The sequence below is a fragment of the Azotobacter salinestris genome, assembly GCF_009363155.1.
In the GTDB taxonomy this organism is placed as follows: Bacteria; Pseudomonadota; Gammaproteobacteria; order Pseudomonadales; family Pseudomonadaceae; genus Azotobacter; species Azotobacter salinestris.
Map to the genome: position 1 here is coordinate 2128909 of NZ_CP045302.1, position 12069 is coordinate 2140977.

Here is a 12069-nt window from a genome sequence, read left to right on the forward strand (position 1 = left end):
CACGGGTATTACTTGGCGCGCTCTTCCAGCACCGCCACGGCCGGCAGCACCTTGCCCTCGACGAACTCGAGGAAGGCGCCACCCCCGGTGGAAATGTAGGAGATTTTCTCGCCCACACCGTACTTGTCGATGGCTGCCAGGGTGTCGCCGCCGCCGGCGATGGAGAAGGCCGGGCTCGCGGCGATGGCCTCGGCCAGGACCTTGGTGCCGTTGCCGAACTGATCGAACTCGAACACACCGACCGGACCGTTCCACAGGATGGTCCCGGAAGATTTCAGCAGTTCGGCGAACTGCGCGGCGGTCTGCGGGCCGATGTCGAGGATCATGTCGTCGTCGGCCACCTCGCCGATGGCCTTGACGGTAGCCTCGGCGGACTCGGCAAACTCCTTGGCGACCACCACGTCCACCGGCAGCGGCACGCTGACCTTGGCGGCGATGGCCTTGGCGGTGTCGACCAGGTCGGCCTCGTAGAGCGACTTGCCGACCTTGTGGCCGGCCGCGGCGAGGAAGGTGTTGGCGATGCCGCCGCCGACGATCAGCTGGTCGCAGATCTGGCTCAGGGAGTTGAGCACATCGAGCTTGGTGGACACCTTGGAGCCGGCGACGATGGCGGCCATCGGCCGCTGCGGGTTGTCCAGCGCCTTGCCCAAGGCATCCAGCTCGGCGGCCAGCAAGGGACCTGCGCAGGCGACCCTGGCGAACTTGGCGACGCCGTGGGTCGAGCCCTCGGCACGGTGGGCGGTGCCGAAGGCGTCCATCACGAACACGTCGCAGAGCGCGGCGTACTGCTGCGCCAGCTCATCGCTGTTCTTCTTCTCGCCCTTGTTGAAACGCACGTTCTCGAACAGCACCACCTGACCCGGCTGGATCTCCACGCCGTCGAGGTAGTCCTTGAGCAGCGGCACCTCGCGGCCGAGGGCCTTGCTCAGGTAGTCGGCGACCGGCTGCATGCTGTTCTCGGCGGAGAACTCGCCCTCGGTCGGGCGGCCCAGGTGCGAGCAGACCATCACCGCCGCGCCCTTCTCCAGCGCAAGCCGGATGGTCGGCAGCGAGGCGAGGATGCGGGCGTCGCTCTTCACCACGCCGTCCTTCACCGGCACGTTGAGGTCTTCGCGGATGAGTACGCGCTTACCCTTGAGGTCGAGGTCGGTCATCTTCAACACGGTCATGCGGTCGGTCCTTCCCGGAGGCAGAAAATTTTATTGTCGTGCAGCAGCGACGCCCAGCCAGTGGCCGGCGACGTCGAGCATGCGGTTGGCGAAGCCCCACTCGTTGTCGAACCAGGCCAGCAGGTTGACCAGCCGGGGGCCGGAAACGCGGGTCTGGCTGCCATCGACGATGGCCGAGTGAGGGTCATGATTGAAATCGCAACTGGCGTGGGGCAATTCGGTGTAGTCCAGCAATCCCTTGAGCGGACCCTGCTCGGCAGCCTGGCGCAGTACGCGGTTGACTTCCTCGGCCGAGGTGTCGCGGGCAGTCTGCAGGGTGATGTCGAGGCAGGAAACGTTGAGCGTCGGCACGCGCACGGCTTTGGCCTGGATGCGCCCGGAAAGTTCCGGAAGCAGGCGCTCGATGCCGCGGGCCAGCCCGGTCGACACCGGGATCACCGACTGGAAGGCCGAGCGCGTGCGGCGCAGGTCCTCATGGTGGTAGGCGTCGATGACCGGCTGGTCGTTCATCGCCGAATGGATGGTGGTGATGGAGATGTATTCCAGACCGATCGACTCGTTCAGCAGTTCGAGCAGCGGCACGCTGCAGTTGGTGGTGCAGGAGGCGTTGGAGACCAGCCGCTCGGCGCCCGTGAGGCGCTGCTGGTTGACCCCGTAGACGATGGTGGCGTCGACGTCGTGCTCGCTGGCCATCGGCTGGGAGAACAGCACCCGCGGCGCGCCGGCACGCAGGAAGCGCTCGCCGTCGGCGCGGCTGTGGTAGACGCCGGAACACTCCAGCACCAGGTCGATGCCCAGCGCCGCCCAGTCGACGGCTTCCGGCGTCGACGCCCGCAGCACCTGCAGGGCGTCGCCGTTCAGGCACAGCCGGTCGCCCTCCACCCGCACCGCGCCGGGGAAGCGCCCATGGGTGGAGTCGAAGCGGGTCAGGTACTCGATACTCGCCTGGTCGGCCAGGTCGTTGAGCGCGACGATGCGGAACTCCGACGTCGCGCCCCGTTCATAGTGGGCACGCAAAACGCAGCGGCCGATGCGGCCATAGCCGTTGAGGGCAACGCGGTAGGGAGGGTTGGGCATGAGAGGTCTCGGAGATAGGCGGTTCGCGCCCTCTTCCCCGCCGGGGAGGGGGCCGGGGAGCGGGCGGCGCCGGCCACTCCCTCTCCCCCGCCCCCTCCCCCGCGCAGGGGAGAGGAGAGCCGGCACATCAGTCTTCGAGCAATTCCTCGACGGTGGCCAGCACGTTGTCGAGGGTGAAGCCGAAGTGCTCGAAGAGCGCAGTGGCCGGGGCGGATTCGCCGAAGCTGGTCATGCCGATGATGCGGCCATCCAGGCCGACATACTTGTACCAGAAGTCGGTATGGGCGGCCTCGATGGCGACCCGGGCACCGACCTCGAGCGGCAGCACGGCCTGCCTCCAGGCGGCGTCCTGGCGGTCGAACACGCTGGTCGAGGGCATGGAGACCACGCGCACCCGGCGGCCCTGCCCGCTCAGCCTTTCACAGGCCTGCACGGCGAGCGCAACCTCGGAACCGGTGGCGATGAGGATCAGCTCCGGCGTGCCAGCGCAGTCGCGGAGCACGTAGCCGCCGCGGGCGATATCGGCCAGCCGCTGGGCTTCGCGCGCCTGATGCGGCAGGCTCTGACGGCTGAACACCAGGGCGCTCGGGCCGTCCTGACGCTCGATGGCGCATTTCCAGGCCACCGCGGCCTCCACCGCGTCGCACGGACGCCAGGTGTCGAGGTTCGGCGTGCTGCGCAGGCTGGCCAACTGCTCGACCGGCTGGTGGGTCGGGCCGTCCTCGCCGAGGCCGATGGAGTCGTGGGTGTAGACGAACAGCACGCGCCGCTTCATCAGCGCGGCCATGCGCACGGCGTTGCAGGCGTACTCCATGAACACCAGGAAGGTGGCGCCGTAGGGAATGAAGCCACCGTGCAGGGCGATGCCGTTCATGATGGCGCTCATGCCGAACTCGCGCACGCCGTAATACAGGTAGTTGCCGGCGGCATCGTCCGCCTTCACCCCCTTGCAGCCTTTCCACAGGGTCAGGTTGGAGCCGGCCAGATCCGCCGAGCCGCCGAGGAACTCCGGCAGCAGCGGGCCAAAGGCGTTCAGCGCATTCTGACTGGCCTTGCGGCTGGCGATGCTTTCTCCCTTGCCGGCGACCTCGGCGATGTACTCGGCGGCCTTCGCGGCGAAATCGGCGGGCAGCTCGCCCCGGCTGCGACGCAGGAACTCCGCGGCCAGCTCGGGGAACTCTGCCTGATAGGCGGCGAAGCGCTGGTTCCACTCGGCCTCGCGGGCGGCGCCGACGGCCCGGGCGTCCCAGGCGGCGTAGATCTCGGCGGGGATCTCGAAGGGCGCGTGCTTCCAGCCCAGCGCGGCACGGGTCAGGGCGACTTCCTCGGCGCCCAGCGCGGCACCGTGGCACTCCTCCTTGCCCTGCTTGTTCGGCGAGCCGAAGCCGATCACCGTCTTGCAGCAGATCAGGGTCGGCCGGTCGCTCTTGCGCGCGGTCTCGATGGCGGTCTTGATCTCGTCGGCGTCATGGCCGTCGACATTGCGGATCACCAGCCAGCCGTAAGCCTCGAAGCGCGCCGGGGTGTCGTCGGTGAACCAGCCCTCGACCTCGCCGTCGATGGAGATGCCGTTGTCGTCGTAGAAGGCGATCAGCTTGTTCAGCCCCAGGGTGCCGGCCAGCGAGCAGACTTCGTGGGAGATGCCCTCCATCAGGCAGCCGTCGCCGAGGAACACGTAGGTGTGGTGATCGACGATGCGGTGGCCGGGCCGATTGAACTGCGCGGCCAGCACCTTTTCCGCCACGGCCATGCCGACGGCGTTGGCCAGCCCCTGGCCGAGCGGGCCGGTGGTGGTCTCGACGCCGGCGGTGTAGCCGTACTCCGGGTGGCCCGGGGTGCGACTGCCGAGTTGGCGGAAGTTCTTCAAGTCGTCGATGGAGAGGTCGTAGCCGGTCAGGTGCAGCAGCGAATAGATCAGCATCGAGCCATGGCCGTTGGACAGCACGAAGCGGTCGCGGTCCGCCCACTGCGGGTTGCCCGGGTTGTGGCTGAGATAGTCGCGCCACAGCACTTCGGCGATATCCGCCATGCCCATGGGGGCGCCGGGGTGGCCGCTGTTGGCTTTCTGCACGGCATCCATGCTGAGGGCACGAATGGCATTGGCACGCTCACGACGGCTGGGCATCGCTGGATCTCCTGCGGGGGGTACTGAATCGAAAAAGTCGGCTATTTTCGCCCAGCCGCACGGGCAGCGGCAATCGCAGATGGTCGAAGTGGCCGCAACCGGCCAGATTAGCAACCTGTAGCGGAGCTGCACCCTTGCCTGCGGGCATTCCCGACCAAGCGCAGCGGAGCTCGCCGCCCTGGCGCGCACGCTCTGCGGCAAGGCCAATATCAAAACTTTTTGATACAGCCTTGCTGGGCGAAAATCGACCGACTAGACTGCCGGCCCCATGAACCTGCGTGTCCCCACCCTGCGCCGTGACGACGATTGCGACGAACTGGCCGCCCTCTGCAAGGCGGGCGGCGATGCGCTGCGCCTCAAGGTGCTGCGTGTGCTGGCCAGCGATTCCTTCGGCGTGCTGGAGCTGGCGCAGATCTTCGCCATCGGCCAGTCGGGCATCAGCCACCACCTCAAGGTGCTGGCCCAGGCCGGGCTGGTGGCGACGCGGCGCGAGGGCAACGCGATCTTCTACCGCCGCGCCCTGCCGGCCGCCGCCGGCTTCGGCGGCATGCTGCGCACGGCGCTGCTGGCGGAGGTCGACGCCCTGGAGCTGGAGGACGCCATCCGCGCGCGGATCGGCGAAGTGCATGCCCAGCGCGCCGCGGTCAGCCGCGACTTCTTCAGCCGCATGGCGGACAAGTTCCAGGCGCAGCAGGACCTGATCGCCGGCCTGCCGCAGTACCGCGACAGCCTGCTGGTCCTGCTCGATGCGCTGGGCTTCGCCGGCTCGGCCTGCGCGCTGGAAGTCGGCCCCGGCGACGGCGCCCTGCTGCCCGAGCTGGCGCGACGCTTCGCGAAGGTGACGGCCCTGGACAACAGCCCGGCGATGCTCGAGGTGGCGCGCCAGCGCTGCGCCCAGGAGCAACTGGAGAACGTCGAACTGAAGCTCGCCGACGCGCTGCAGGACGCAGAGGACAGCGCCGACTGCGTGGTGCTGAACATGGTGCTGCATCACTTCGCCGCACCGGCCGAGGCGCTGAAGCGGCTGGCCGGGCGGGTCAGGGCGGGCGGCAGCCTGCTGCTGACCGAGCTGTGCCGCCACGACCAGGCCTGGGCCCGCGAGGCCTGCGGCGACCTCTGGCTCGGCTTCGATCAGGACGAGTTGGCGCGCTGGGCCGCGGAGGCCGGCCTGGAACCCGGCGAAAGCCTGTACATCGGTCTGCGCAACGGCTTCCAGATCCAGATACGGCACTTCGCCAGGACACCGCCGGGCGCCTTCGAACGACAGTGCCCCCCTTGAACATTGGATGACACGGCCGCGAGGCCGACTCAGCCACCGGTAAACAACAGGAACCGATAGATGAGCGAATACTCCCTTTTCACCTCCGAGTCCGTGTCCGAAGGGCATCCGGACAAGATCGCCGACCAGATCTCCGATGCGGTGCTGGACGCCATCATTGCCGAAGACAAGCACGCCCGGGTGGCCTGCGAGACCATGGTGAAGACCGGGGTCGCCATCGTTGCCGGCGAGATCACCACCAGCGCCTGGATCGACCTGGAAGAGCTGGTGCGCAAGGTCATCGTCGACATCGGCTACGACAGTTCCGACGTCGGCTATGACGGCCATACCTGCGGCATCATCAACATCATCGGCAAGCAGTCGGTGGACATCAACCAGGGCGTCGACCGCGCCAAGCCCGAAGACCAGGGCGCGGGCGACCAGGGCCTGATGTTCGGCTACGCCAGCAACGAGACCGACGTGCTGATGCCGGCGCCGATCTGCTTCTCCCACCGCCTGGTCGAGCGCCAGGCCGAGGCGCGCAAATCCGGCCTGCTGCCGTGGCTGCGCCCGGACGCCAAGAGCCAGGTCACCTGCCGCTACGAGAACGGCAAGGTGGTCGGCATCGACGCGGTGGTGCTGTCCACCCAGCACAACCCGGAGATCACCCAGGCCGACCTGCAGGAAGCGGTGATGGAGCTGATCATCAAGCACACCCTGCCGGCCGAGCTGCTGCACAAGGACACCCAGTTCCACATCAACCCGACCGGCAAGTTCGTCATCGGCGGCCCGGTGGGCGACTGCGGCCTGACCGGACGCAAGATCATCGTCGACTCCTACGGCGGCATGGCCCGTCACGGCGGCGGCGCCTTCTCCGGCAAGGACCCGTCCAAGGTCGACCGCTCGGCCGCCTACGCCGGCCGCTACGTGGCCAAGAACATCGTCGCCGCCGGCCTGGCCGAGCGCTGCGAGATCCAGGTGTCCTACGCCATCGGCGTGGCCCAGCCGACCTCCATTTCCATCAACACCTTCGGCACCGGCAAGATCGGCGACGACAAGATCGTCCAACTGGTCCGCGAGCATTTCGACCTGCGCCCCTACGCGATCACCCGCATGCTCGACCTGCTGCACCCGATGTACCGGCCGACCGCGGCCTACGGTCACTTCGGCCGCACGCCGCTCGAGATGACCGTCGGCAACGACAGCTTCACCGCCTTCACCTGGGAGCGCACCGACAAGGCCGAGGCGCTGCGCGCTGCTGCCGGCCTGTGAGGTCCCGACGACCGTCGTCACAGTGGCGGCGGTCGTCGTCTTCCCCCTCTGCAGCCGAGGACTACAATCGGCTAAGATCGCCCGTCGATGCTTCCTCCCCAGGCCGCCGCGCACGCCAAGCGACGAACGTCCTGCGGTGATCGTGACTCGATCGTTGACGATCGCGTCAACATGGACATCCCAAATTCCGCTTCGGCGTGCCCGATCCGACAGGTCCGGACCCCGGACCGCAGCGCGGATCGGCAATCTGGCAGTGACCGGCCCCCAATTCCGGAGCCTGCAATTCTCTTGCGTGAGGAGTTTTTCGAGCTATGTCTCGCTTACCTGTCATCGTTGGTTTTGGTGGTTACAACTCAGCCGGTCGCAGCTCCTTCCACCACGGTTTCCGTCGCACCGTCATCGAGTCCCTCGACCCCCAGACCCGCCAGGAAACCCTTGCCGGCCTGGCCGTGATGATGAAGCTGGTGAGCGTGGTCGACGGCGAATACCGCGACAGCGATGGCTCTCCCCTCACCCCGGCGGAGATCGAGCGCCGCCACGGCGAACAGATCCTCGCCTCCACCCTGATCAGGCGCATCGAGCGGCACTACTTCGACGTCGACGCCGCCCACTGGCAGAAGAGCCTGACGCTGTCCGGCGAAGGTGAGCCGCTGCACTTCACCACCAGCGCCAAGCAGTTGCCGGAGCCGCTGCCGGCCAACTGGAGCGTCGAGCCCCTTGAAGACCATCAGGTACGGGTGACCATTCAGGGCAGTTGCGAATTCAAGGTCGACAGCTACCGCGAACTGCCGGTGAAGTCCGCCGGCCAGTTGCCCACCGGCTTCGAGCCGGGAGAGCTCTACAATTCGCGCTTCCACCCGCGCGGCCTGCAGCTGTCGGTGGTGGCCGCCACCGACGCCCTGCGCTCCACCGGCATCGACTGGCAGACCATCCTCGACCACGTGCAACCCGACGAGGTGGCGGTGTTCTCCGGCAGCATCATGAGCCAGCTCGACGAGAACGGCTACGGCGGCCTGCTGCAGTCGCGCCTGAAGGGTCACCGGGTTTCCGCCAAGCAGCTGCCGCTGGGCTTCAACAGCATGCCGACCGACTTCATCAACGCCTACGTGCTGGGCAGCGTCGGCAGCACCGGCAGCATCACCGGCGCCTGCGCCACCTTCCTCTACAACCTGCAGAAGGGCATCGACGTCATCACCACCGGCCAGGCGCGGGTGGTCATCGTCGGCAACGCCGAGGCGCCGATCACCCCCGAGATCGTCGAGGGCTATGCGGCCATGGGCGCCCTCGCCACCGAGGAAGGCCTGCGCCACATCGAAGGCCGCGACGAGGTGGATTTCCGCCGCGCCAGCCGGCCCTTCGGTGCCAACTGCGGGTTCACGCTGGCCGAGGCGGCGCAGTACGTGGTGCTGATGGACGATGCCCTGGCCCTGGAACTGGGTGCCGATATCCACGGCTCGATATCGGACGTGTTCATCAACGCCGACGGCTTCAAGAAGTCCATCTCCGCCCCCGGCCCGGGCAACTATCTGACCGTGGCCAAGGCGGTGGCCAGCGCCATGCAGCTGGTCGGCGAGGACGGCGTGCGCCAGCGCAGCTTCGTCCATGCCCACGGCTCCAGCACGCCGGCCAACCGCGTCACCGAGTCCGAGCTGCTCGACCGCGTCGCCGAGTCCTTCGGCATCGCCGACTGGCCGGTCGCCGCGGTCAAGGCCTATGTCGGCCATTCCCTGGCCACCGCCAGCGGCGACCAGCTGATCTCCGCCCTCGGCACCTTCAAGTACGGCCTGCTGCCGGGCATCAAGACCGTCGACCGCTTCGCCGACGACATCCACGACAAGCACCTGCACCTGTCCACCCGCGACGTGCCACGCGACGATCTGGACGTCTGCTTCATCAACTCCAAGGGCTTCGGCGGCAACAACGCCACCGGCGTGCTGCTGTCGCCGCGGGTCACCGAGAAGATGCTGCGCAAGCGCCACGGCGAGGCCGCCTTCGCCGACTACTGCGCACGCCGGGAAGCCACCCGCGAGGCCGCCCGCCGCTACGACGAGCAGGTCCTGAAGGGACGCTTCGACATCCTCTACAACTTCGGCCAGGACATGATCGACGATCACGCCATCGAACTGAGCGAGGAAGGGATCAAGGTGCCCGGCTTCAGACAGGCGATCCGCTTCAGGAAGGACGAGCGTTTCAGCGACATGCTCGACTGAGCCTGCCTCGCCCGGCGGGGCCGCGCCCCCGCCCTCCCCCCTCACTCCAGCGTCCGCGCCAGCTCGAGCAGCCCGCCGCGCCACTCCGCCGCCCGCGGCAGGGCCAGGAACGACGGGTTGAGATAGTCGGCGCGCGCCGCATAGTCCAGCCTCCGGCCCTGCAGATCCAGCACCTCGCCGCCGGCGCCCTCGAGTACGCCCTGGGCGGCGGCGGTGTCCCACTGCGACGTCGGCGCCAGGCGCGGATAGAAGTCGGCACGCCCCTCGGCAAGCAGGCAGAACTTCAGCGAACTGCCGACACTGGTCAGCTGCAGGTTGCCGAAGCGCGTACCGAGCCCCTGCAGCAGACGCTCCTGGGCCGGGCTGCTGTGCCGCCGGCTGGCGACCACGGTGAAGGCCTCGCCCGGCGCATTGCGCACGCCGATCGGCTGCTCCATGCCCGGCGCCTCGCTGCGCCAGGCGCCGAGCCCGGCACCGCCGAAATAGCAGCAGCCGGTCGCCGGCACGCCGACCACGCCGAGCTGCACCCGGCCTTCCTCGATCAGCGCGATATTGACGGTGAATTCCTCGCTGCCGGCGATGAACTCCTTGGTGCCGTCCAGCGGATCGACCAGCCACCAGCGCCGCCAGCCGGCGCGCTCGGCCAGGGGGATCGCGCACCCCTCCTCGGAGAGCACCGGAATCGTCGGCGCGAGCGCCTGCAGCCCGGCACAGAGGGCACGGTGCGCGGCCAGGTCGGCGGCGGTCACCGGCGAGGCGTCGTCCTTCTCCTGAACTTCGATATCCATGCGCCAGTACGACAGGATGGCGGCACCGGCCTGGCGCACCAGATCGATCAACGGGGCGAAGGGAACGGCGCTCACAGGACCAGGGCTCCGCGCTGGACCAGCAGATCGCGCGCCAGATAGAGCGCGGCCAGGGCCCGACCCTCGCTGAACTGCGCGTGCCGCACCAGGCCGGACAGCTCGCGCAGGTTGACCCGCTCGACCCGCATCGGCTCCGGCTCGTCGCCCGGCAGGCGCTTGGGATAAAGGTCGCGGGCCAGCACCACCTGGATCTTCTGGGTCATGTAGCCGGGCGACAGGGACAGCTCGGTGAGATACTCCAGCTGATGGGCACCGTAGCCGGCCTCCTCCTTCAGCTCGCGGTTGGCCGCCACCAGCACGTCCTCGCCCGGCTCGATCAGCCCCTTGGGCAGGGACAGCTGGTAATCGTCGGTGCCGGCGCAGTACTCCTCCACCAGCAGGGCGTGCTGGTCGTCGATCAGCGCGACGATCATCACCGCGCCGTAGCCGCTGCCGGTGCCCACCAGACGCTCATAGGTGCGCTCGACGCCGTTGGTGAAGCGCAGCTGCAACTCCTCGACGCGAAACAGGCGGCTGGTCGCGACGATCGCTCGAGCGAGTACGGTGGGTTTCTGGCGCATAGTCATTCCTCGACTGGGTGGGAGGCTCGATTGGCATTCTTCTGGAGCCCTGTGGCTGGTTATCATACCCCGGCTTGCAGCGCGGCTCGCCCTTGGCCGATGGCGCGCAGATCCTTCGCATGCCACGCTTCCCGAAGCCTTCACCGACAAGAGCCGCCATGTCCCCGCCACCCTGGAGCGAAATCGATACCGTCCTGCTCGACATGGACGGCACCCTGCTCGATCTGCATTTCGACAACCATTTCTGGCTGGAACACCTGCCGCAGCGCTATGCCGAGCAGCACGGCATCAGCCGCACGATGGCCGAAGCGGAACTGCTGCCGCTGTTCCGCGAACATGCCGGCCGGCTGACCTGGTACTGCCTGGATTTCTGGAGCGCCGAGCTGAAGCTGTCGGTCGTCGAATTAAAGCGCGAGGTCGCCCACCTGATTGCCCTGCGCCCGGGCGCCGACCGCTTCCTGACGGCCCTGCGTGAGGCGGGCAAGCGCGTCGCGCTGATCACCAACGCGCACCGCGACTCGCTGTCGCTGAAACTGGAGCGGGTCGAGCTGGCGCCCTGGTTCGACCGCCTGATCAGCTCCCACGACTACGGCTTTCCCAAGGAGGACCAGCAGTTCTGGTTCGCCCTGCAGCAGGACTTCGGCTTCGCGCCGGCACGCACGCTGTTCATCGACGACAGCCTGCCGGTCCTGCGCAGTGCCCGGCGCTACGGCATCGCCCACCTGCTGGCCGTGCGCCAGCCGGACAGCCGCCAGGAGCCGAAGGACACCGAGGAGTTCGCCGCCGTGGAGAGCTATCCGGCCTTGTGCGAAGGGCTCTGCTGAAGAGCCTGGGCAGCACAGGGAGGGAGGCGCGCCCCCGGGCACCGGCTCGAGAAGGGGACGAAGAAGGATGCCCCAGAATTGGGTTGACCGCTTCGCTTTGAGAAAGTTCCTTTTAAAAAACAGCAAGTTACAAAGGAATAAAAAAACCTGCAGATCGGCAGAAAATGCTTGCAAGCGGCTTTTACGGCGGCGAGGATCGCCTCGTCATCTCCACTGAGGTACCCCTCGTCATGAAGTACGCATCCATAGTTCTGCTCTCCTTCGGCCTGGCCAGCGGCGCGGCATTCGCTGGCGGCAACACCGAGGCAGCTGTCGGCGGCGCACTGGGCGGCACACTGGGTTCGGTCGTCGGCGGCGCCCTGGGCGGCTCCACCGGCGCAGTGATCGGTTCAGGGGTCGGCGGCGCAGCCGGTGCCGGCATTGGCGCCGACCGCCGCAGCCGGACCGAAGCGGCCATCGGCGGCGGGCTTGGCGCAGCCGGCGGCAACGTCATCGGCAATTCGGTCGGCGGTCGTACCGGCGGCGTGATCGGCGCCGCACTCGGTGGCGCCGGTGGCGGCGCCCTGGGCAATGCCTACGGCGACGATGACGACGACCGCGGCGGGCGCCGCCGTGTCGAGCACCATCACCACTACCACGACAACGGTTACCACCGCGGCCACCACAAGCACAAGCGTCGCCATCGTCACGACGACTGAGCCGACGAAC

General features: G+C 67.9%; 10 protein-coding genes. 5 read left to right on the forward strand and 5 right to left on the reverse strand.

Going from position 1 to position 12069, the window contains the following annotated elements; translation table 11 throughout:
* Nucleotides 1-8: 8 nt before the first annotated feature.
* The 3 genes from GCU53_RS10000 to tkt all read right to left on the reverse strand — a co-directional run bounded on the left by GCU53_RS10000 (nucleotide 9) and on the right by tkt (nucleotide 4371).
* Nucleotides 9-1169 carry a phosphoglycerate kinase gene (locus tag GCU53_RS10000; RefSeq protein WP_152387478.1) on the reverse strand — a complete coding sequence of 387 codons (1161 nt, stop codon included), beginning with the start codon at nucleotides 1167-1169 and terminating at the stop codon, nucleotides 9-11.
* Between the two features lie 30 nt (nucleotides 1170-1199).
* Nucleotides 1200-2246, reverse strand: coding sequence for an erythrose-4-phosphate dehydrogenase (gene epd / locus GCU53_RS10005; RefSeq protein WP_152387479.1), 1047 nt, complete (start codon nucleotides 2244-2246; stop codon nucleotides 1200-1202).
* A gap of 127 nt (nucleotides 2247-2373) precedes the next feature.
* On the reverse strand, nucleotides 2374-4371 hold the full coding sequence (tkt, locus tag GCU53_RS10010) for a transketolase (protein ID WP_152387480.1): 1998 nt from the start codon (nucleotides 4369-4371) through the stop codon (nucleotides 2374-2376).
* Nucleotides 4372-4639: 268 nt separating this feature from the next.
* On the opposite strand from tkt, the gene GCU53_RS10015 reads away from it, so the two are divergent.
* The 3 genes from GCU53_RS10015 (at nucleotide 4640) to GCU53_RS10025 (ending at nucleotide 9111) form a co-directional block, all read left to right on the forward strand.
* The gene (locus tag GCU53_RS10015; RefSeq protein ID WP_152387481.1) at nucleotides 4640-5650 is read left to right on the forward strand and encodes an ArsR/SmtB family transcription factor; all 1011 of its coding nucleotides are present in this window, start codon (nucleotides 4640-4642) and stop codon (nucleotides 5648-5650) included.
* 60 nt (nucleotides 5651-5710) lie between these two features.
* Nucleotides 5711-6901 carry a methionine adenosyltransferase gene (gene metK / locus GCU53_RS10020; RefSeq protein WP_152387482.1) on the forward strand — a complete coding sequence of 397 codons (1191 nt, stop codon included), beginning with the start codon at nucleotides 5711-5713 and terminating at the stop codon, nucleotides 6899-6901.
* A gap of 311 nt (nucleotides 6902-7212) precedes the next feature.
* Entirely contained in the window at nucleotides 7213-9111 is a 1899-nt protein-coding gene (locus GCU53_RS10025; protein ID WP_152387483.1) for a beta-ketoacyl synthase, read from the forward strand.
* A 41-nt stretch (nucleotides 9112-9152) separates the two neighbouring features.
* On the opposite strand, the gene cysQ is transcribed toward GCU53_RS10025, so the two are convergent.
* Nucleotides 9153-9974: a 3'(2'),5'-bisphosphate nucleotidase CysQ gene (gene cysQ, locus GCU53_RS10030; RefSeq protein ID WP_152387484.1), complete on the reverse strand. Its 822-nt coding sequence runs from the start codon at nucleotides 9972-9974 to the stop codon at nucleotides 9153-9155.
* Nucleotides 9971-10537: an ADP compounds hydrolase NudE gene (nudE, locus tag GCU53_RS10035; protein WP_152387485.1), complete on the reverse strand. Its 567-nt coding sequence runs from the start codon at nucleotides 10535-10537 to the stop codon at nucleotides 9971-9973. Before nudE ends, cysQ begins: the two co-directional genes overlap by 4 nt.
* A 158-nt stretch (nucleotides 10538-10695) precedes the next feature.
* Between nudE and yrfG the strand changes: the two genes are divergently transcribed.
* Both yrfG and GCU53_RS10045 read left to right on the forward strand, forming a co-directional pair.
* A complete protein-coding gene (yrfG, locus tag GCU53_RS10040) occupies nucleotides 10696-11361 on the forward strand; it encodes a GMP/IMP nucleotidase (RefSeq protein WP_152387486.1) in 666 nt (221 codons plus the stop codon).
* Between the two features lie 230 nt (nucleotides 11362-11591).
* Complete coding sequence (locus GCU53_RS10045; protein WP_152387487.1) at nucleotides 11592-12059, forward strand: glycine zipper domain-containing protein; 468 nt, start codon at nucleotides 11592-11594, stop codon at nucleotides 12057-12059.
* Nucleotides 12060-12069: the final 10 nt, after the last annotated feature.